18 protein-coding genes and 1 pseudogene are annotated in these 21,829 nt (G+C 53.0%); 8 read left to right on the forward strand and 11 right to left on the reverse strand.

The genetic code is table 11. The features are described from left to right. Positions 1-7: 7 nt before the first annotated feature. Positions 8-1,634, forward strand: a pseudogene (locus tag QE396_RS06105) (alpha-amylase family protein). Here the strand turns inward: QE396_RS06105 and QE396_RS06110 are convergent. The 4 genes from QE396_RS06110 to QE396_RS06125 are packed head-to-tail and all read right to left on the reverse strand — an operon-like array spanning position 1,635 to position 4,128. Continuing rightward, positions 1,635-2,621: an SDR family oxidoreductase gene (locus QE396_RS06110; protein WP_020884194.1), complete on the reverse strand. Its 987-nt coding sequence runs from the start codon at positions 2,619-2,621 to the stop codon at positions 1,635-1,637. It abuts the pseudogene before it with no gap. A 17-nt stretch (positions 2,622-2,638) separates the two neighbouring features. Continuing rightward, entirely contained in the window at positions 2,639-3,157 is a 519-nt protein-coding gene (locus QE396_RS06115) for a 2-oxo-tetronate isomerase (protein WP_014169998.1), read from the reverse strand. Between the two features lie 11 nt (positions 3,158-3,168). After that, the gene (locus tag QE396_RS06120) at positions 3,169-3,615 is read right to left on the reverse strand and encodes a DUF421 domain-containing protein (RefSeq protein WP_020884195.1); all 447 of its coding nucleotides are present in this window, start codon (positions 3,613-3,615) and stop codon (positions 3,169-3,171) included. Between the two features lie 9 nt (positions 3,616-3,624). Next, positions 3,625-4,128: a hypothetical protein gene (locus tag QE396_RS06125; protein WP_020884196.1), complete on the reverse strand. Its 504-nt coding sequence runs from the start codon at positions 4,126-4,128 to the stop codon at positions 3,625-3,627. Positions 4,129-4,266: 138 nt separating this feature from the next. Between QE396_RS06125 and QE396_RS06130 the strand changes: the two genes are divergently transcribed. From QE396_RS06130 to QE396_RS06145, 4 genes are all read left to right on the forward strand, one after another. Continuing rightward, positions 4,267-4,656 (forward strand): YdeI family stress tolerance OB fold protein, encoded by a 390-nt coding sequence (locus QE396_RS06130; RefSeq protein WP_020884197.1) that lies wholly within the window; start codon positions 4,267-4,269, stop codon positions 4,654-4,656. A 64-nt stretch (positions 4,657-4,720) separates the two neighbouring features. Continuing rightward, complete coding sequence (locus tag QE396_RS06135) at positions 4,721-5,605, forward strand: SDR family oxidoreductase (RefSeq protein WP_014169994.1); 885 nt, start codon at positions 4,721-4,723, stop codon at positions 5,603-5,605. A 186-nt stretch (positions 5,606-5,791) separates the two neighbouring features. Further along, positions 5,792-6,715 (forward strand): LysR substrate-binding domain-containing protein, encoded by a 924-nt coding sequence (locus QE396_RS06140; RefSeq protein WP_020884198.1) that lies wholly within the window; start codon positions 5,792-5,794, stop codon positions 6,713-6,715. A gap of 282 nt (positions 6,716-6,997) precedes the next feature. Then, positions 6,998-9,379: a glucose/quinate/shikimate family membrane-bound PQQ-dependent dehydrogenase gene (locus QE396_RS06145; protein ID WP_020884199.1), complete on the forward strand. Its 2,382-nt coding sequence runs from the start codon at positions 6,998-7,000 to the stop codon at positions 9,377-9,379. A gap of 57 nt (positions 9,380-9,436) precedes the next feature. Here QE396_RS06145 and QE396_RS06150 read toward each other — a convergent pair whose 3' ends face one another. From QE396_RS06150 to QE396_RS06165, 4 genes are all read right to left on the reverse strand, one after another. Further along, on the reverse strand, positions 9,437-11,128 hold the full coding sequence (locus QE396_RS06150; RefSeq protein ID WP_020884200.1) for a methyl-accepting chemotaxis protein: 1,692 nt from the start codon (positions 11,126-11,128) through the stop codon (positions 9,437-9,439). A 161-nt stretch (positions 11,129-11,289) separates the two neighbouring features. Further along, a complete protein-coding gene (locus QE396_RS06155; RefSeq protein WP_014169990.1) occupies positions 11,290-12,408 on the reverse strand; it encodes an S-(hydroxymethyl)glutathione dehydrogenase/class III alcohol dehydrogenase in 1,119 nt (372 codons plus the stop codon). A gap of 33 nt (positions 12,409-12,441) precedes the next feature. Then, entirely contained in the window at positions 12,442-12,717 is a 276-nt protein-coding gene (locus QE396_RS06160; RefSeq protein WP_014169989.1) for a metal/formaldehyde-sensitive transcriptional repressor, read from the reverse strand. A 292-nt stretch (positions 12,718-13,009) separates the two neighbouring features. Continuing rightward, positions 13,010-13,813, reverse strand: a complete 804-nt coding sequence (locus QE396_RS06165) for a DUF6694 family lipoprotein (RefSeq protein WP_121339700.1) — start codon at positions 13,811-13,813, stop codon at positions 13,010-13,012. A gap of 823 nt (positions 13,814-14,636) precedes the next feature. Here QE396_RS06165 and QE396_RS06170 point away from each other — a divergent pair. Further along, the gene (locus tag QE396_RS06170; RefSeq protein WP_020884202.1) at positions 14,637-15,305 is read left to right on the forward strand and encodes an epoxyqueuosine reductase QueH; all 669 of its coding nucleotides are present in this window, start codon (positions 14,637-14,639) and stop codon (positions 15,303-15,305) included. A 119-nt stretch (positions 15,306-15,424) separates the two neighbouring features. Beyond that, positions 15,425-15,697 carry a YqjD family protein gene (locus tag QE396_RS06175; protein ID WP_014169987.1) on the forward strand — a complete coding sequence of 91 codons (273 nt, stop codon included), beginning with the start codon at positions 15,425-15,427 and terminating at the stop codon, positions 15,695-15,697. Between the two features lie 32 nt (positions 15,698-15,729). Here QE396_RS06175 and QE396_RS06180 read toward each other — a convergent pair whose 3' ends face one another. Next, the gene (locus QE396_RS06180) at positions 15,730-17,193 is read right to left on the reverse strand and encodes an EAL domain-containing protein (RefSeq protein WP_020884203.1); all 1,464 of its coding nucleotides are present in this window, start codon (positions 17,191-17,193) and stop codon (positions 15,730-15,732) included. Between the two features lie 289 nt (positions 17,194-17,482). Between QE396_RS06180 and QE396_RS06185 the strand changes: the two genes are divergently transcribed. Beyond that, complete coding sequence (locus tag QE396_RS06185) at positions 17,483-18,367, forward strand: MarR family transcriptional regulator (protein WP_014169985.1); 885 nt, start codon at positions 17,483-17,485, stop codon at positions 18,365-18,367. Between the two features lie 35 nt (positions 18,368-18,402). Here the strand turns inward: QE396_RS06185 and QE396_RS06190 are convergent, their stop codons facing one another. Continuing rightward, positions 18,403-19,578, reverse strand: a complete 1,176-nt coding sequence (locus QE396_RS06190) for an HlyD family type I secretion periplasmic adaptor subunit (protein WP_020884204.1) — start codon at positions 19,576-19,578, stop codon at positions 18,403-18,405. Then, complete coding sequence (locus tag QE396_RS06195; protein WP_020884205.1) at positions 19,575-21,755, reverse strand: type I secretion system permease/ATPase; 2,181 nt, start codon at positions 21,753-21,755, stop codon at positions 19,575-19,577. Before QE396_RS06195 ends, QE396_RS06190 begins: the two co-directional genes overlap by 4 nt. Positions 21,756-21,829 lie beyond the last annotated feature (74 nt).

The raw sequence follows: 21,829 nt of genomic DNA on the forward strand, positions 1-21,829 counted from the left end.
GTGAACTATGGCAGACTGGCATACCCGAGCCATTATTTATCAGATTGATACTGCACTCTTTTATGATTTAAACGGCGATGGCTGCGGGGACATCGCCGGGATTGGCGCAAAATTGCGCTACATTCGCCGCATGGGGGCGACGGTTATCTGGATCACCCCTTTCTACCTCACCCCGTTTCTGGATGAAGGCTACGACGTCAGCGACCATCTGCAGGTTGATCCTCGCTTCGGAAAGCTGGCCGACATTATCGCCTTTATTGAACAGGCCCGGGAGCTGGGTATGCAGGTCATTATTGAGCTGTTGATTCAGCACACCTCGGACGCCCATCCCTGGTTTCAGCAGGCTCGCCGCAACCCAACTTCACCTTTTCGTGACTACTACATCTGGTCGGATAATAACGAGGACGATACCTCCCCGATGTTTCCCGGCGTGGAAGAGAGCGTCTGGACATGGGATGACGAGGCCGGGGCAATACTACCGACATATGTTCTATCACCACGAGCCCGACCTGAATCTGACCTGCCCCGCGCTGCTCAACGAGATCGAAAATATTATCCTCTTCTGGCTCAAGCTCGGGGTGTCGGGATTTCGCCTCGATGCCGCAACGCACCTGACCGCGCAGGCAGGCGGCGGTGACGAGAAAAAGGGGTTATGGATCCTGGAGCATATGCGCCGCCTTATTGAAGCACGTAATCCGGAAGCGATCCTGCTCGGTGAGGTGGACGTCGACGTGGAGGCGTATAAAGACTATTTCGGCGAAAATAACCGTCTGAATCTGGTGCTGAATTTCTGGCTCAATAAGTATTTCTACGTCAGCCTTGCCAGGAAAAGCGCCCGACCGCTGCGCAATGCCATAAAGAAGATGATTGTCCCGCCTGACTCGTGCTGCTTTGCCAACTGGCTGCGCAACCACGATGAGTTAGATCTGGAAGGGATTGGTAAAAAAGAGAAACAGATTGTGGTCGACACCTTCGCCCCTGACGAAGAGATGAACGTCTACCAGCGCGGGATACGACGCCGTCTGGCACCGATGTTAAAGGGCGATCAAAAACGGCTGGCGTTCTGCCACGCGGTGCTCTTCTCACTCCCGGGCGTGCCGGTCATGCGCTACGGCGATGAGATTGGCATGGGTGATGATCTGACGCTGGAAGAGCGCTATGCCGTGCGTACGCCAATGCAGTGGGCGGGGTCAGAGGGCGGTGGCTTTTCAGCAGCGGACCCTGAGCGGTTTATCGCCCCGATCATCGATCGCGGTCCCTGGCGTTATCAGAAAATCAACGTGGCCGATTCCCTGCTGCACCGCAATTCCCTGCTGCACCGGATCATCGACATGGCCAATACGCGCTCTGAATTTCCGGAGATTGCTGTCGCACCGTTTCGTCTCATCAATATTGATGATGACGCGGTACTGGGCATTTATTACGAAGCCGAAGCGCGCAGTATCCTGACCTTCGTTAACTTTAGCGACAAGCCGGTCCAGTTTACCGCCCGCGGGATCCGTCACGCCACCTGGACCGCCTGCCTGGCGGATAAACGCTATGACGACGCGCTGATCTGTGGCAAAACCGTCCAGCTTACCCTCAGCGGCTACGGCTATCGCTGGTTCTGGACTAACCGTAGCGCGCTGCGCTGATTACCTTTTACGCCGAATCATCAGCCGCGTCAGCACAACGCCCGCCACCGTGAGGGAGCCTAACAGGACTTTCCCGGGCACACCTGAGGTGATCGCCGTGGCGCGGTTTTTCGCTTCCGGGGTAAAACGCCCATGGATTTTGTGCAGGTCGTTGACAGGCTGGTCGAGATAATCCTGGCGATCCCGGTCATTCAGATCGTCAGTCATCTGACCTTCCCAGGCCTTCTTCACCATCAGCCGGTCCAGGAAACCCGGGAAGAGGAATTGTCCGACGATCGACTGAATGGTACTGCTGCCCACCCACAGTTCGCGCACCGGTTTTTGCGCGACCTTAAAAATCGCGCTCGCGGCAACTTCAGGCTCAAACACCGGCGGAACCGGACGCATAGCCCAGGCGAATTTGTTTCTTGCCCAGTCAAACTGCGGTGTATTCAGCCCCGGCATCTGCACCATTGAAAGCTGCACCCGGCTGTTCTCATGCATCAGTTCCGTGCGCACCGCATCGGTGAATCCCCGAATCGCCGCTTTGGCGCCGCAGTAGGCCGATTGCAACGGGATCGAGCGGTAGGCCAGCGCGGACCCGACCTGAATAATCACGCCGCGATCGCGTGGCACCATCAATTCCAGCGCGGCGCGGGTTCCGTTTACGAAGCCAAGATAGGTCACATCAGTGACGCGGCGAAATTCATCCGGCGTCAGGGTACGAAACGGTGCCAGCACCGCACCCATCGCATTGTTAACCCACACATCAATTGCGCCGAGGCGATATTCAATCTCGTTTGCCGCGTCCACCACCGCCTGGCTGTCGGCGACATCCGCCTGTACCGCACAGGCTTTGACGCCAAATCGCGTTAACTCCTCCTGGGTCGAGTGCAGGCTTGTCTCATCGCGGGCAATAATCCCCACATCGTAGCCTGCCTTTGCGAAGTGCAGCGCCGTTGCCTTTCCCACACCCGCCGTACCGCCGGTAATGACAATCACAGCCATAGAACCTCCGCGTTAATTTACTCGTTATCCCAGCCGGATAATCTGGTCACTAATTCAGACAATGAATACTGCACCGCCTTCTCAACCACATCCTGGCAGTCGCCGGAAAACAGGACGGTACGGGTTTCCGTGTGTCCGCGAAGGTTCCAGGCGAAGCAAACGGTCCCTGCCGCCGTGCCATCGTCGCCCCCTTCTGGCCCGGCATAACCGCTGATGGCAATACTGACATCCGCCTGGGCAATCTCCAGGATCCGGGCGGCCATTTCGGTCACCGTCTGTTCACTCACGGCCGTATACCGTTCAAGGGTCTCAGGACGCACGCCCAGAATGCGCTCTTTTGCGCCGTCACTGAACACGACCAGGCCGACATCATAAAATTCGGCCGTGTTCTCTTCAGCACAAAGGGCGACGGAGAGTTTTCCGCCGGTGCAGGATTCTGCCGTGGTTAAGCGAAGCCCTAAGTCTGTCAATTTGCTCGCCACTTTTTTGGTCAGTTCGGCGACGGTATAATTGTTATCATGGTGAAGGTTGCTCATTTCGTGGCCTCTTACTTCTCAAAAGGAATGATTGAAATATGACCATTGCGCTCAAGAATGGCATATTTAATTTCACTCAGCTGCGTAACACCATTATTCTGGCGTGCCGATACCAGAATATCATCACAGGAAACGTCGACTTTTTTGAGTTTATCTGCTAGCGGCACGCCGTTCTCAACCAATATCACCGGAGTGCCATCAAGAATATTTTCTACCGGTGAGAAATATTTTTTCATTATCCCAAAGATAATATCCACTACCACCAGCGTGGTAATGGTAATCATTGCGCCGGTGACCGAAAAATCTTCCCCGAGCAGCGCCTGTTGCGTCGCCTCACTGATAATTAACAGGAGAATCAGATCAAAGCTGGTCATCTGCAGCAAAGCGCGCCGTCCGGCAACTTTAAATACCACGACGAGGAACAGGTAAATAGCCAGCGCACGAAAGACCATATCCATATCAGCCTCCTACGGGTAAATAAATTGCCAGAAAGGGATTTCCGGCTCGTTGTTTATGCGAACGACATTGTCCCATTTACCTGCGCGTGCAGGGGTCGTGAAAAGTAAGACAGAGAAGTTGTCGGACATTTTCAGGTTGTTATAAACAAAAAAGAGCGTATTCCCGCGACTGAACATGCTGTCCGGTTGCGGCCAAACGCTTCCTGGCTCGTAAACATCGTTGCTCTCGCTGGTCACACTCAGGGTGTATTTCCCTTCTGTTCTGACCGGGAATGAAAGGTGGATCTTCGACTCCGTCTGGCGTCGGCCAAAGCGCTCGTAGTTGATGGTCAGCGACTTTGCCGAGTTTGTTCTTTGCGTATCACTCACCACTCCGCTTGAAAAGAAGCCCGCTATCGCCGCAACGATAATGGCCAGCAGGACAATAAAACCCACCTGACGAAATCCATATTCAAACGTCAGCAATCGGTAATTCTCATCTATCCCAGGTAACTTATCACTTTGATGCTTCATGGCGGCTATCACCGTTTCGCTTATTAACCGATATTTTTGATTTCAAAAGCGAATGTTTTTAAGACTTATCACATTTGCCACATAAAGGAATAGCAACAATACTTAATAAGTCAAGACACACAAAATGAAGGATATCAGATGAAATTATCGCTTATTTCCGCTTTTTTGATATTTCTGGTACCGGCCGCATGGGCAGATAATAACGGCGGGTTACAAAAAGGTGAAGCACCGCCACCGCCGCACGCACTGGATAGCGGTTATCGTGGAACCGATGACGCACGAATTATGACCATCGATCATGCAAAAGAAATGCATGATGGTGCGACTATTTCATTACGCGGAAACCTTATTGACGGTAGCGGCGATAAGTTTGTATTCCAGGATAAAACCGGAAAAATAGACGTTATTATTCCCCAGGCAGTATTCGACGGCAGAACAGTAAAACCCGATCAGATGATCAGTATCAACGGATCGCTTGATAAGAAATCATCGCCGCCTGTCGTGCGCGTCGATCATTTGCAGAAATAATTCAGCGAAGCGTTAACGCTGCAACTATCCATCAAATCTCACCCCTTGGCTTAAGGAGTCAGCTATGAGTGATACTACACAACGTCAGAACGCTTACCCGCAACCCCCTTTCCCGGAGCAACCGCAAACGCCGCCGGGACTGGCATCAGAAATGCAACCTGTACCCGACCACGGGGAAACGAGCTATAAAGGGCATGGCCGCCTTGCCGGCAAGAAAGCATTGATCACCGGAGGCGACTCCGGTATTGGTCGCGCAGTCGCGATCGCTTACGCCCGTGAAGGGGCTGACGTCGCAATCAACTATCTGCCTGAAGAAGAGAAAGACGCGGTTGACGTCATTGAGCTTATCAAAGCGGAAGGACGCATTGCCGTCGCGCTGCCGGGTGACATCCGTGACGAGACGTTCTGCCAGAATCTGGTAGAAGAGGCGGTGGCCAAACTGGGGGGACTGGACATTCTGGTGAATAACGCCGGTCGTCAGCAATACCGGGAATCCCTTGAAGAGCTCACCACGGAAGATTTTGACGCGACCTTTAAAACCAATGTCTATGCGCCTTTCTGGATAACCAAAGCGGCGCTGCGCCATCTGAAACCGTCGGCCTCTATCATTAATACCTCCTCGGTCCAGGCGGTTAAGCCCAGCCCTGTGCTGCTGGATTATGCGCAGACAAAAGCCTGTCTGGCGGTGTTCACCAAATCCTTAGCGAAACAGCTTGGTCCAAAAGGAATACGCGTCAACGCGGTTGCCCCGGGTCCTTACTGGACGGTGCTGCAATCCAGCGGCGGCCAGCCGATGGAAAAAGTGAAAGAGTTTGGTGGCGATACCCCGCTGGGGCGTCCGGGTCAACCTGTTGAAATCGCACCGCTCTATGTCACGCTGGCCTCGGATGAATGCTCATTTACCTCCGGTCAGGTATGGTGCTCTGACGGCGGTGATGGCGTGATTTAACCCGGCTATACACTGACGTAACGCTCTCAATGTGCTCGAAAAGAACAAGGACGTTCTTCCTCTTCCCCCTGCCAAAAAACATGTTGTAACTCAAACAGATCAAATGTTAAAAATATTTTGCTATCAAGTTATCAAAATTAAACAACTTAGCTTGTCACCCGCATCGCTCTGTTTTTAACATCGCCTATGGAAAAAAATGGTCTGTTCAGTCAGCGCATACGCTTGCGCCATTTGCATACATTTGTGGCCGTCGCTCAACAGGGAACGCTGGGGCGAGCGGCTGAAACTCTCAACCTAAGCCAGCCTGCGCTCTCCAAAACGCTGAACGAGCTGGAACAACTCACCGGAACCCGTCTCTTCGACCGCGGTCGGCTGGGGGCACAACTCACCCTCGTGGGTGAACAATTTCTTACGCACGCCGTCAAGGTTCTCGATGCGCTGAATACTGCCGGACAGTCGCTCAACCGCAAAGAGGAGCACGCCACGGAGATTGTGCGCGTGGGTGCCCTGCCAACGGCGGCACTCGGCATTCTGCCTCCGGTCATTGGGCAGTTCCACAAACATCAGCGGCATACCACTATTCAGGTTGCCACCATGAATAACACCATGCTGCTCGCCGGGCTAAAATCCGGCGAACTGGATCTCGGTATCGGGCGCATGTCCGACCCCGAGCTTATGGGCGGGCTTAACTACGAGCTGTTGTTCCTGGAATCCCTGAAGCTGGTCGTGCGTCCCGGTCACCCCCTGCTGCAGGATACGGTGACGTTAAGCCGCATAATGGAGTGGCCGGTGGTAGTATCCCCAAAAGGCACCGTTCCGCGTCAGAACGCCGAGACACTGCTGCAGATGCAGGGCTGCTCACTGCCTTCAGGTTGCATCGAAACGCTGTCGGCCTCGCTTTCGCGCCAGCTTACGGTGGATTATGACTACGTCTGGTTCGTTCCCTCCGGCGCGGTGAAAGATGATCTCCGCCAGGGCACGCTTACCGCACTGCCGGTGACGTCGCCAGGTGCGGGCGAACCTATCGGTATATTAACCCGCGTGGATACCCCGCTCTCCCCGGGTGCGCAGACGCTGCTCAGCGCCATCCGCAAATCCATGCCTGCCTGAGACGCCTTTACAACTTCAACCACTAACCCGTCCTGTCGACGGGTTTTTTGTTTCTGTGGTCAAAAAATGCGAAATCATCCATTAACAATTGCGTAAAACAATTTAACAGTTTTATCATAGCCGCGAATTCACCAAATGGTTCGCATGCTATTTGTTAAACAGGAATTCAACCGCACATGATGCGGATAAACCGTATAAAACCTCATCCCCCTCCGCGATTATTACCCAATTGGTACATATTCGGCACCGTTCCGCAACGCGGGGGATTTAAAGGAGACAGAAATGGCATTTGGCAGCGCGCCACGTGGGATACCCCGTATCCTGCAGTGGCTCCTTGCCGGACTGATGACGCTCATCGGTCTGGCTGTTGGCGGCTTAGGTTTAAAGCTTGTTACCGTAGGCGGAAGTGGGTACTTCCTGATCATGGGCGTGGCGATGGTAATTGCCGCCGTCCTGATTTTCATCAACCGCGCCAGCGGGATCGTCCTCTATGGCATCGCGTTTATCGCCTCGCTGTTCTGGGCCGTCAGCGATGCCGGATGGGATTTCTGGCCGCTCTTCTCGCGCCTCTTTACGTTTGCCGTGCTGGCCTTCCTCTGTGCCATCGTCTGGCCGTTTATGCGCGCAGCAAACCACAACGCCCCGAACAAAGCACCGGCGTTTGGCGTCGCGGCCGTTCTGGCGGTCGTGATGCTGGTGAGCCTCGGCTGGATGTTCAAGCCGCAAACGCTGGTGGCGGCGAATGAGCCGGTACCGGTAAAACCGGTCGCACCGGGTCAGGAGCAGAAAAACTGGGCGCACTGGGGCAATACCACTCACGGTGACCGCTTCGCCGCCCTCGATCAAATTAACAAACAAAACGTGAACGATCTGAAGGTGGCCTGGGTTGCCCACACGGGGGATATTCCTCAGAGCAACGGCTCCGGTGCGGAAGATCAGAACACCCCATTGCAAATTGGCGACACGCTGTATGTCTGTACGCCGTACAGTAAAGTCCTGGCGCTGGACGTCGACTCCGGTAAAGAGAAATGGCGTTACGACGCGAAAGCCTCGGCACCGAACTGGCAGCGTTGCCGAGGTCTGGGCTATTTTGAAGATCACAGCAGCGTGACAACGTCACAGGAAGATGCACAGCCTGCGGCCTGCCCTCGTCGTCTGTTCCTGCCGACCACCGATGCGCGACTGATTGCCATCAATGCGGATAACGGCAAAGTCTGTGAAGACTTTGGCGATCGTGGCACCATTGACCTGAGCATCGGGATGGGGGAAATCAAGCCGGGCTACTATCAGCAGACCTCCACGCCGCTGGTCGCGGGGAATGTGGTGGTGGTCGGCGGTCGTATCGCGGATAACTTCTCCACCGGCGAACCGCCGGGCGTCGTGCGTGCGTATGACGTTCATACCGGCAAGCTGGCATGGGCATGGGATCCGGGTAATCCGCAGCTGACCGGCCTTCCACCGGAAGGACAGACCTATACACGCGGCACGCCGAACGTCTGGTCTGCCATGTCTTACGATGCAAAACTGAACCTGATCTATCTGCCAACCGGCAACGCCACGCCAGATTTCTGGGCGGGTGAGCGTACGGCGCTGGATGACAAGTACAGCTCCTCCATCGTGGCGGTGGACGCCGCCACCGGTCAGGTGCGCTGGCATTTCCAGACCACCCACCACGACCTGTGGGACTTTGATCTCCCTTCCCAGCCGCTGCTGTACGATTTACCCGACGGTAAAGGTGGCACCACGCCGGTGCTGGTGCAGACCAGCAAGCAGGGCATGATCTTTATGCTCAACCGCGAAACCGGCAAGCCCGTGGCGAAAGTGGAAGAGCGCCCGGTACCGGCCGGTAATGTTGAAGGTGAACGTTACTCCCCGACCCAACCGTACTCTGTTGGCATGCCGATGATTGGCAACCAGACGCTGACCGAATCGGATATGTGGGGGGCGACGCCAGTCGACCTGCTGCTGTGCCGCATTCAGTTTAAAGAGATGCGTCACCAGGGCGTCTTCACCCCACCGGGTCTCGACCGTTCCCTGCAGTTCCCGGGCTCCCTCGGCGGGATGAACTGGGGCAGCGTCTCAATCGACCCGAACAACAGCCTGATGTTCGTTAACGATATGCGCCTGGGACTGGCAAACTACATGGTACCGCGTGCCAACGTGGCGAAAAACGCCAGCGGCATCGAGATGGGTATTGTGCCTATGGACGGTACACCGTTCGGGGCTATGCGTGAACGCTTCCTGTCGCCGTTGGGCATTCCGTGTCAGAAGCCACCGTTTGGCACCATGTCAGCCGTTGACCTGAAATCAGGCAAGCTGGTGTGGCAGGTTCCGGTCGGTACGGTGGAAGATACTGGCCCGCTTGGCATTCGTATGCATATGCCGATCCCAATCGGTATGCCGACCCTGGGCGCGTCCCTCGCTACCCAGTCCGGTTTGCTGTTCTTTGCCGGCACCCAGGATTTCTACCTGCGCGCGTTTGATACCGCCACCGGGAAAGAGATCTGGAAAGACCGTCTGCCGGTCGGTAGCCAGTCCGGACCGATGACTTATGTTTCACCGAAAACCGGTAAACAGTACATCATCATCAACGCGGGGGGTGCCCGTCAGTCGCCGGATCGCGGTGATTACGTGATTGCCTACGCGCTGCCGGATAAGCAGTAACGCAATAAAAAAGGGACCTGACGGTCCCTTTTTTTTCACCCGTTTACCCCGGATGACTCAGAACGTTTCCCAGTTATCACCCGACACCGCAGGCGCAGGACGTAAAGGTGCGTTTTTCGCCGCCGGCGCAGACGAGACCGGCCGGCCAGGCTTTGCGCCACTCAGACGAAATGCCCCGACTGCCTCGGTCAGACGCGCGCCCTGTTCTTCCAGGGAAGCCGCCGCCGCAGAGGCTTCTTCCACCAGCGAGGCGTTCTGCTGCGTCACTTTGTCCATCTCCGAAATCGCCTGGCTGACCTGCTCGATACCGCGGCTCTGTTCGTCGGAGGCGGCGGCAATTTCCAGCATAATATCGGTGACGCGTTTCACCGCATCGACGATGTCGTTCATGGTGTTGCCCGCGGCGACCACTTCACCGGAACCCTGATCGATCAAGGAAACCGACTCGTTGATCAGGCTTTCAATCTCTTTCGCGGCATTTGCACTTCGGCTCGCCAGGGTACGCACTTCGCTCGCCACCACCGCAAAGCCGCGTCCTTGTTCACCCGCACGCGCTGCTTCTACTGCCGCATTGAGCGCCAGGATATTGGTCTGGAACGCAATGCTGTTAATTACCGCAGTAATCTCAGAGATCTTCTTCGAACTGGTGGAGATATTGCTCATCGTTTTCACCACGCCGGAGACCATCTGGCCGCCACGACTGGCTTTACCGGAGGCATCTTCCGCCAGCTTGCTGGCATGGTGCGCGTTATCGGCATTCTGTTTCACCGTCGCGGTCAGCTGTTCCATACTTGCGGCAGTCTGCTCAATGGCGGCCGCCTGCTGTTCGGTACGGGATGAGAGATCGGTGTTGCCAGCCGAGATTTCACTGGTTCCGCGATAGATCTCTTCCGCCCCCTGGCGTACGGTGCCAACCGTGGTCTCCAGCGAGTGCTGCATGGTTTGCAGGTCGCGCGTCAGTCGGCCAATTTCGCTGCGCCCGGCGACATCATCCGGCATCGTCAGGTCGCCTTTCGCAATGTTCTCGATTCGCGTGGCAGCACGCTGAAGCGGATTGATGACCGTGCGGCGCAGCACGATAAAGGTCAGCGCGGTCAACACCAGCGCCAGGGCAAACGCCCCGACCATAAACATCAGGCCCAGCTGCGTGCGGCTGTGCGCCTGCGCCGTCAGGGCATTGGCCCGGTCGGTACGGATCTTAATCGCCTTCAGCAGGACGGCGTTATAGGCGTCATCCAGCGGGCGCGCGGATTCGTTTTCATGGTTAATGATCGCTTCAAACATGCCGTTTTTGGCAAATTTAACCATCGGCTGAAGGCCCGCGATATAGGCGTCAAAGCGTGTTTTCAGTTCGGCATCCAGCGCTTCATCCTCCGCCGTACGAACGGGGCGGTTCATGTACGCGTTAAAGCCATCCTGAGACTGCTTAATACGTTTTTCCGCCTCGCTGATGTTCTGCTTCATTGCATCCATCTCAGCGATACGGCTGGCCGCGCCAGCGTGGATCATATTGATACGCGCGGTGCGAAGATGGTTAGAACTGTTCGACAGCCCCATACGCACCTGAATTTCTGATGTGACATCCTGCTGATCGGCGTCTGCCTGCAGCAGGAAATAGCCCGCCAGACCTGAGCTCAAGGCGAACAGCAAAATAATGCCACCGAGAATGGAGGAAAACAGCGGAACCAGCCTGATATGATGCAAAAAGCTCAGCGTGCGCTGCGCCTGCACCGTTGTTGTGTTGTCCATGACCGTCGACTCTCTTGTAGGTAAGATGCGTAAAAACACGCCTGTAAAATAGTCATCGGCACGGCTGGAGATTAGCTTACGGCTAAAAGCGCAAGGCAGGTCACACTTTAGAGAAGATTATGCAGGAAACGCCAGCGGCAAAAAAACCGCTGGCAGAAGAGTTACTTGTCGCCGAAGTGAATCACGGTACGGATGGACTTACCTTCGTGCATCAAATCGAACGCGTCGTTGATTTGCTCCAGCGGCAGGCGATGGGTAATGAACGGGTCGAGCTGAATTTTCCCGACCATTGCATCTTCCACCATGCCCGGAAGCTGGGTGCGCCCTTTCACGCCGCCAAACGCTGAACCACGCCACACACGGCCGGTCACCAGCTGGAATGGACGGGTTTTGATCTCCTGGCCCGCACCGGCAACGCCAATGATGATGCTCTCACCCCAGCCTTTGTGGCAGCATTCAAGCGCGGAACGCATCACGTTAACGTTACCGATACATTCGAAGCTGAAGTCAACGCCGCCATCGGTCATCTCAACGATCACATCCTGAACCGGCTTATCGTAGTCTTTCGGGTTCACGAAATCAGTGGCACCCATTTCGCCTGCCAGTGTGAATTTCTCCGGGTTAGTATCGACAGCGATAATACGACCCGCCTTCGCCTGCACCGCCCCCTGGATAACCGCCAGACCGATACCGCCCAGACCGAACACCGCAACGGTGTCGCCCTCTTTCACTTTTGCGGTGTTATGCACCGCGCCAATCCCGGTGGTCACGCCGCAGCCCAGCAGGCAAACCTTATCCAGCGGCGCCTGTGGGTTCACTTTCGCCAGCGAAATTTCCGCGCACACGGTGTATTCGCTGAAGGTACTGGTGCCCATGTAGTGATAGATCGGCTCACCGTTATAGGAGAAGCGAGTGGTACCGTCTGGCATCAGACCTTTACCCTGAGTAGCGCGAACCGCCTGGCAGAGGTTAGTTTTGCCGGATTTACAGAACTTACACTCACCACATTCTGCCGTGTACAGCGGAATCACATGGTCACCCGGTTTCAGGCTGGTCACGCCCTCGCCGACTTCCACCACAATCCCGCCGCCTTCGTGGCCGAGTACCGCCGGGAAAACGCCTTCAGGATCGTCACCCGAAAGGGTAAACGCATCGGTATGGCACACGCCGGTATGGGTAATTTTGATCAGGACTTCGCCTTTCTTCGGCGGAGCCACGTCGATTTCAACGATTTTGAGCGGCTGGCCGGGGCCAAATGCGACAGCAGCGCGAGATTTCATAATGTCTCTTCCCTTATTGTGAGGTCTGTGGGTTTATTTTAGATAAGAGCGCAGCAAATGACCGACTTCTGCCATGCGAACGGCCCGCTGGTCCGGCGTTGTTTCCCCGGTCACCAGCTCATCTTTGAGGTGAATTTCAACCATTTCGCCCATCAGCCCATTCGCAGCACCGCGCACGGCGGCAATTTGCTGCAGGATGGCCAGACAGGGGTCGCCCGATTCCAGTGCACGCTCAAGAGCATCAACCTGCCCTCGAATGCGGCGGACGCGCGTCAGAATACGTTTTTTATCTGCGGGTGAATGCGGCATACGCCCTCCTGATACTATAGGGGGGTATTGTATCTTTTAAAACAGGTTTATGTAAACATTAGCTTTTACGTGGTTATCGTGTAGTTAGCTGAGAGGGTCATCAGCCAGAATTGCTGCTCAGGGTTAATTCATCTCCTGCGATTTGCTCATAACCATGACCAAAGAATGCAGAACGAATCGTGTGGCTAAACCTTTCTGCCCGTATCTGGGTTCACCAGGTGAATATATCTGTCGCCACGTTTCCTCCGGACGTAAAAAAACCCGCCTAAGCGGGTCATTTTTTAGCTAAAAATCACGGGTATTTTTTCTTCAGTTCATCAAGCTTGTTACTGTCTTCCTCTGTAAACATTGTTGCATCAAACAACGCCTGCTTATCAGTACCGTCTACTCTCATGACCGTCACAGTGAAAACAGCGTCGCTTGGGGCATAAAGTTGACCCCATTCAGAATTTTTAGGCGGAGCCAGAGCCCATGTAGCTTCTTCATTCGGTTTAAGCCCGTCAGGAATATCGTAAAAGAACTTACTTTCCAACCAGGGATCTGAGTGTCCGCTGCTTGCTATCACTCCATGCAGGTAGGCTCTGGAAATAACGTTTTCACTCTTGTTTTTTACAACCAGTCTAATTACGGGTTGTGGCTCACCGTCTGCCTCAGGCTCCCTGGTAAATCTGGCTGATAAAACCTGGATTTTCTTCAGCTCCTCTTTAGCCATATCTGAGTCAGCTTTTTTCTTTTCTAGCGTTTTAATTTCCTGAATTGCCTGTTCTTTCTGCTTAAGCTCTCTCTCAGCTGTTACTTTCTGAGCATAAGAAATGACTTCCTCAGCAGTCTTTCCCGACAGGGGTTCGCGCATCTTTTTGCTGAGGTCTTCTTTGTCATTGTCTGATGAAGCATGCATGAGATCAGCCATGTTGATGTTACTGAATGCCACAACTTGCAGAGCGCTATCAAACTCCTCCCGCTTATTCTCCGGAAGTGACTCTCTGACTTTAGCTATAGACGATTTCATTGCATCATCAGTTGATGAGTCAATTTTTGGTTTATCGCAACCGGCAAGTAAGCAGGAAAGTAATATCACGCCAACAATTTTTTTCATGTCCCTATTCCATCAGTAAAAATTAGGAACAATCTTATCAGGAATTGGTGCATTGATAAAATAAGCATATAGAACATTAACTTGATTCAGTTGCATTCTACACGTCTGGTGATTATCAACGCCAGGTGCAGGGTCGTTTTCACCATGCCTTCTGCCTTTTGGCTGCGGCCATCACATCCCGCTCATTCATCACAATAAAAAAGGCCACCGAATGGCAGCCCTGGTCGCTAGGTATTTATCAATATCGTTTCATGGTGCCGACTGGCGTCCTTTCTGACCAATCAGGCCTCTCGCCAGCCATGATCGCACGCTGTTGGGATGGCGTCACAGACTGGGTTATCTCTGGCATAGCCTTGTATTCAGGTTTTTGAGGTGGGCTGAGAACCAGATCGGAACTACAACCTGTCAGCAAAAAAATCGCAAGAAGAGAGGAATTAAACTTGTGCACTCTATACCCTTCCAATGGGATAAAAAAATAAAGAAAGAATCGTGGTGCCGGGTGCATCCCAGTGACTCTCCCCTGGTAAGCAAAGACGCGTGCATACCTGCGGACAGCAGTAGTCCGGAACGCCCTCTCGTCAGAGAGGATTCACCACAGAAATAAATTATGTCGAATTTATTCCTTCGGTCAATGCATGATTGCTGCGAGTCAATGCATGATTGCTGCGAGTCGTCGCAGGATCGGGGGAATACGAGGTGACGTGATCGGAGCCATAGAAAAGAAACGTGGATGTTTACGTTCGCCGGGGTTTGCCCTGAACGTTCACTTTCTTCGGTTACGGGACTACAATTCAATAAATTTCATTCACATAGAGTTGATACGATGAGTACAACCCCCTTTATCCGCCCTCAACTTACCCTGCCAGACGGTGCCGACAAACTGCTGCTGCACTCCTGTTGCGCCCCCTGCTCGGGAGAAGTGATGGAGGCCATCCAGGCGTCGGGAATTGATTACACCATATTTTTCTATAACCCCAATATTCATCCACAAAAGGAATACCTCATCCGTAAGGAGGAGAATATTCGCTTTGCGGAAAAACACGGCGTGCCGTTTGTCGATGCCGATTACGACACCGATAACTGGTTTGAACGCGCTAAGGGCATGGAATGGGAACCCGAGCGCGGCATCCGCTGCACCATGTGCTTCGATATGCGTTTCGAACGCACAGCGTTGTATGCGGCAGAAAATGGTTTTCGCGTCATCAGTAGTTCATTAGGGATCTCCCGCTGGAAGAATATGCAGCAGATAAATGACTGCGGCCAGCGTGCGGCAGCGCGCTATCCGGGGATGGTCTACTGGGACTACAACTGGCGCAAACAGGGCGGTTCCTCACGCATGATTGAGATAAGCAAGCGAGAACAGTTTTACCAGCAGGAATATTGCGGGTGCGTGTATTCGCTCAGGGACAGTAACCTGCACCGCAAATCTCAGGGCCGCCCGCTTATCCGGATTGGGAAACTGTATTACGGTCAGGATGAGAATGAGAAATAAAGGGTTTATGGCATAGAGATATATCCGAAAACAGGAGGATTTTGTGCCAAATTCCGCCCTGCATCCCTTAAAACGTAAAAGAGAGGCTATCCTTATACTATCAACACAAGGAGGCAAAAATGACTGATTTCAATACTGATAAAAATACACAGTTTGCAGAAGACAAAGCGAAAAATAAACTCGATGAACTGGCAGGCTCAGCCCAGCAGCAGTTTGGCGATTTCGTTGACTCCCCTAAGCATCAGGTTAAAGGTGCTGCCAAAAAATATGCCGCGCAGGCCAGCGACGCCGTTTCCGATGTCACTGAAGCGGTGAGGAACAATCCCCTGACGGGTTTAATTGCTGCGGGGGCGGTAGGTATTGTTCTCGGCTTGTTACTGGGTCGAAAATAAATAAAGGCCCTTCGGGGCTTTATTTTTGCGCTTTAGCTAAACAGTCTGACCATGCGATCTAATTCGTCTTCTTTCACCGCCCGCGACAGATAATAGCCCTGAAAACTTTTAACCCCAAGGGCAACTAACTTCTCAAACTTCTCTTCGCTATCCACCCCTTCAGCAATACAATCCGTGCCGGTCATATCGCTGTATATCTGTATCGCTTTAATAAGATTATAATCGTTGTCATTCGCCACAAAATGCTCGACGATATCCCGGTCAAGCTTTAATCCATCAAAATGCACCTGCCTTACCGGGAACATGGTTTGATGGTTGGAAAAGCAGTCATCGAGAAACAGCCGGCACCCGGTATTGCGTAAACGCCGCATGGTTTCTGGGATCGTCCTATCCTTGGTCACATCAATATCTTCGGCAAATTCAAAGACCAGTTTGTCGGCCCACTGCGGATTGAGCAGCATCGCCACAGCCTTTTTGGCCATGTCGGGAAGTGCATTACCCGAGGCAAGTCGCGGGGGGATATTGACGGAAAAATAATATTTACCGTTATATTTATTAATGCCTGACACCGCAGCATGAATTACTAGCGCAGTAATTTTTAGCCATATTTCCTGGCTTGAAATATCAGTAAGAAAATTAACTGGTTTGATGATTTTACCATTATTATTCCAGCGAATGAGTATCTCAAACCCCACCCCCTTCTTATAACGATCGGTTATGATCTGATACGCAGGGAATATCTCTCTTTTTAGCAATGCATTATACACCGCCGTCTCTTTGGCAGAGAGACTTTCTTTTTGCGTTAACCGTTCCGTGCTTCCTTCCATTCTTAAGGCATGCGGATCTTTCAGCCAGCGTCGGATCTGGTGTAATTTTTTCACCCCTTCCTTACGATGGGTATAAACCGTTTTATTAGACAGCCCCATTTTTTCACACTGCTCTTTTACTGACATTCCGCGATAAAAATTTAATAAAACGCTTACCTCTCTTTCGGTTAAACCTTTTACGTTTTCCTGATAAGACACCCCCCAGTATTGGTCACGCAATGAACGTGAGTTATCCTTAAATACGTCATTATGCATACGAAAACAGGTCATAACATCAGACACGCTGGCTATACGAATCACTGAAAGCTGGAAAGTATTATTTAAAAGATTCCCCAGCGTTCGATACAGCCAGCCATCCGGCATTTCCCCGTACAGGGTTACCTTTCGAATAACAGGAAGTTTATTTAGCACGCAAGCGAGTCGCTTCAGGCTCTCCAGCAGAGAGACTACACCTTTTCCGAGGAACACCGAGATTTGAGCATTTTGACTGCTAAGGATATTTTCCAGATCCTGCCGGGAAGGTTCATCCCCCTCAAAACGAACGTGCGAAGCGTCTATACCGTACTGTTTAAGCAACAGACTGTACCCCTGAAATGTGAAATGGCAGGTTGAGATGACAAATTTTTGCTCATAAAAAGCAGCATTTCTGAAAGAAATATTTTGGGTCATAACCTGCTCCTGGGCACAAAAACACATATCCCATTTGTGAATGTAACAAAATATAAAAACCCTGTTGTTGATAATAATATTACAGTACACCATCAGGTTAAGAAACCGTTATCAACGTGACTCACGAGAACATCTTTGTGTTAATCACCGCCTGTATCCATATGCAGTATAAATATAAAATTCGCATCAAATAATAACGGTAAATATGTCAATCTCAAGGTATAATGAAAAATCCGAAAGAAGACTGGATACTTCATCTATCGGCTCATTCATATAAGAGACAAACGCTATGGATAATCATATCTCATCCAGGGCCTTGCTACATCGAAGGGATGTCATTAAAAACAATCCGCGATTCAGTGAGGCAATAACAGAGCACTACACCATTAATGACGCCATCTACAAAAAACAACCTTTGTTCTACAAAACGATGCTTCAGGAATCACGGTTCAACATTATTCTTTCCATGTGTTGTTTTATCTTTGGAAATCAGGCTGAGTCAGTATCAGAAATTAAAGAATTATGTTCCCGTTATAAAATAGCCAGCCCCAACAGTGTGATTGCGATCATCACCTTGCTCAGAACCACCGGGCGCATCAAGACCTGGCGCTGCAGTGAAGACAGACGCAAAACGAGAATCGCACCGACTGAAAAGGGACTTAATGAACTTAAACGCTACATGTCCGGCGCATTTTTGCCGGTAAGTATTCTTTTCCCAAAGTTTAATATCAACGTTAATCTGCTGGATAACGACATCCTGCGAAATAACTTTTTCCGTCGCGCAGCGGAATACCTTTTCAGGGGATTAACGTTCAGGAAGGTTTTGCCTGAAGTGGGATTGTTTATTGATAAAGACGGAGGGCGAATGATAATGTTATATCTTTACCTGCAGGCCATAAAAAATAAAACCGCACATGGTGCAGTAATACCTTATTCAGCCAACTTACTGGCTAAAGAATTTTTTGTTTCACGGATCCACGTCAACCGTATTATCAAATCGGCGCAAGAGGCGGGTTATCTTAAAGATCAGGGTGATGGCCAGATGTCGATTTACCCGGCGTTTATAGAACTGGTCGAAAACTATGCCGGATTATACTTCGCCTATGTGACTCACTATATCAACGTCGTTCCTAAAGAACGACGCCACGTTGTTAACGTAACGTCGACGGTATAATGTTTCTGGCGTTCGGTTTCCCGAACGCCCTTTGTTTACCGTTCCCGCAGTGCCTCTTTCGCCTTATTAAGCGGTTTCAACAGATAATCCAGAATCGTTTTACTGCCTGTTTTAATATCAACGGTCGCAATCATCCCCGGAAACACCGGGAAGGCTTTGCCTTGTTTATTGGTCAGATGGTTACTGTCAGTGCGGATATAGACCCGATAGTAATACACATCCCTTTTCACCTCATCCTGAAGCGTATCCGGCGAAATCATGGTCACCTCGCCCTCCAGCCCACCGTAAATGGAGTAGTCATAGGCGGTCACTTTCACCAGTGCTTTTTGTCCCGGATGAATAAAGGCGACATCGCGCGGCGAGATTTTCGCTTCAATTACCATCTGGTCATCAAGCGGAACCAGGCTCATCAGCTTGCCGTTTGGCGGAATCACCCCTCCCACGGTTGTCACGTCGATATCCTTAACGATCCCGCGCACCGGCGCATTGAAGGTCAGTCTGGTCAACGAATCTTCACGCCCTTTCATCACCGAACGTTGCGCTTCAATCTCCGCGTTCGCTTTCGCCAGCTCTTCACGGGCGCGAACGTAATACTGGTTTTTCATCTCGGTGATTTTGTTCTCAAGCTCATTTTTTTGACGCTCAAGACGTAACACCTCCACCTTACTGGCTGCCCCCTGCGTCACCAGCGGACGGGTCAGCGACAGCTCACGCTGCACCAGTTCGGCCCCCTGCCGTAACCCCGCCAGCCCTTTCTCAAGACTTTCGCGACGAGACTGATACAGCGCCGTTTCCTGTTTGACCAGTTCAACGTCATCATCCAGCTCTGCCGGAAAAGCCAGTGCCGTGTCGTTCACTTCGGCCTTCAGACGCGAGGCGGTTGCCAGCGCGGCATTCAGGCGCGATTCACTCTCCAGCACGCTTGATTCGGTTTTCGTCCGGTCAAGCTGTGCCAGCTGCTGACCACGCTCAACGATGTCGCCTTCACGCACCAGCAAACTGTGAATAATGCCCCCCTCAAGGGACTGGATCACCTGCTCGTGGGAAGAGGGGATCACCTTGCCGCTACCGGTGGTGACCTCATCAAGGCTGAACAGGCTTGCCCAGGTGATAAATACCGCCAGCAGGGCGAACAGCGACCAGGCGACCCAGGTTGACCGCGGCAAGCGTGGCTCCTTCAGGCGGCTGTTAACGCGAGAGAAATCAGTCATGCTACGCCCTCCTCTGCTACTGGTGTCGGTTTCATGGTCACGGTACGCTGTGAGGCTTTTTGCGGCGCCATACCGTGCTGGCGAAGAATGGCGTCGCGCGGGCCATCCATGATCACCTTGCCGTTTTCCAGCACGATGATACGGTCAACCAGTTCCAGAATAGGCAGACGATGGGTCGCGACCACCAGCGTCCGGCGCTTGCCCAACCACGGTTTAAGGTGCTGGATAAACTGCTTCTCACTCATCTCGTCAAGCCAGGCGGTAGGTTCATCCAGCAACAAAATGTTCGGAGAGGTGATCAGAGCACGGGCCAGTAATAACGCCTGACGCTGCCCGCCGGACAGGCCCGCGCCGCCTTCGTTGATAATGTAGTTGAGCCCCATTTTCTGTTTGCGGACAAACTCCAGCGCACCACTGTTCACCAGCGCCTGATGGATTTCATCGTCGGTGGCCAGCGGGTTGCCCATCAGAATGTTGTCCCGCACGGAGCCAAAGAACAGCCGCGCCTGCTGGCTCAGCAACTGCATGTCGCGGCGCACGTCAGCCGGGTCCAGATGGTTCAACGCGATATCATCCAGCAGAATGCTGCCCTGCTGAGGCTCCTGCATCCCAGCCAGCAGTTGCAGCAGCGTGCTTTTGCCGGAGCCATTGCGTCCGAGCACCGCCACCCGCTCACCGGCGCGAATCTGCAGTTTGCTGATGTTCAGAACGGTGAGTTTTTCTTCATCGTCGTACCAGAACCCCACCTCTTCCAGCGCATAATCCCCCCGCAGATGGGCTTTATGCACCTTCTTGCCCTGCTGAGGATCGTCAATCGGGCGCTGCATCAGATCGTCGAGTCCTTTACGCGCCACTTTCGCCGACTGCCAGCGGGAGAGCACGCCTGAAATTTGCGACAGCGGCGCGATGGTCCGCGACGCGAGAATAGAGGTCCCCACCAGCGCACCGGTGGTCATGTCCCCGCTGATAACCAGGTAGCACCCCACCAGCAGCACCACGGCATACACAATCGACTGCACCTCCTGCGTCCAGGTCAGCAACAGCCCGGTCAGCCAGCGCTGCTTCATGCCGACGTTAGCGGCAACATCATTGGTGTTATTCCACTGATTCTGGAAGCGCTGTTCAGCGCGCATCAGCTTGATGTCTTCAATGCCCTGAACCGCTTCCACCAGCGTGGCGTTACGAATGGCAGACTCGCGCATCCCTTCGCTGGACAGTTTGCCCAGCGGGCGCTGGACCAGCAGGCCCGGGATAAGCAGCAGCGGCACGGCAAGCAGGACAACCAGTACCAGCGGTCCGCCAATCATCCACAAAATGAACACAAACAGCAGGAAGAATGGCAGATCGGAGATGGCCGCAATGGTGGTGGACGTGATCAGTTCACGAACCGACTCCAGCTCGCGGATCTGGGCAATAAACGACCCGGTTGACTTAGAGCGGGCTCCGTTTTTAATCCGCAGCGCGTGTGCAAAAACGCGTTCAGAAATACGCAGGTCGGCGCGTTTACCCACCACATCCGAAATGTGCACGCGCAGCATGCGCATGATGAATTCGAAAACAATGGCGATCATTACGCCGCCAAACAGTACCCACAGCGTGGCTTCCGATTGCGAGGGCACCACCCTGTCATACACCTGCATGGAAAAGACCATGCCGGAAAGGGCCAGGACGTTAGCGACCAGCGCCACCAGCATAATATCGCTGTAGCGTCGCCAGTCCTTCAGGGCCAGCTGCCAGAACCAGTTTTTCTCATACGGTTTGATGTAATCATCCACTCGGGCATCCGGCGTGGACTCGAGCGGGCGCAGCACCAGCAGTCCTGTTAACCGTGAGCACAGCGCCTCACGCGTCAGCGTCGTCTCCAGGCCGCCGTCACCGCTGAACTGCAGGCTCACGTTGCCCTCGCTGTCCATGCGGTTAATGACCGCGATTTGCCCGCCGGTAAATTCCGCAAGCAGAGGTAAACGCCACGGGTCGAGGGAGACCGCGTCGGCCGCCACCATACGCATCCCTAACCCAAGCTGGCGTGCCATCTCTTCCAGCACCAACTGGCGTGGAGACTGGCTTTCATGGTTAATCGTGACCCGAACATGCTCTGCCGAGAAGTCCAGCCGATAGTGCTTCGCGATGATGAGCATGCCCTGCAACCAGGGTTCGTACTGTGGATGTGTCTTCATAATGTTGTGAAATCTTTTATCGCTCTTCGTTATAGCTACGCAAAAGGCCGCGAGGATCGCTCCTCGCGGCATAG

It is taken from the genome of Enterobacter sp. SORGH_AS_0287 (assembly GCF_031453695.1).
GTDB classification, from domain to species: domain Bacteria; phylum Pseudomonadota; class Gammaproteobacteria; order Enterobacterales; family Enterobacteriaceae; genus Enterobacter; species Enterobacter ludwigii.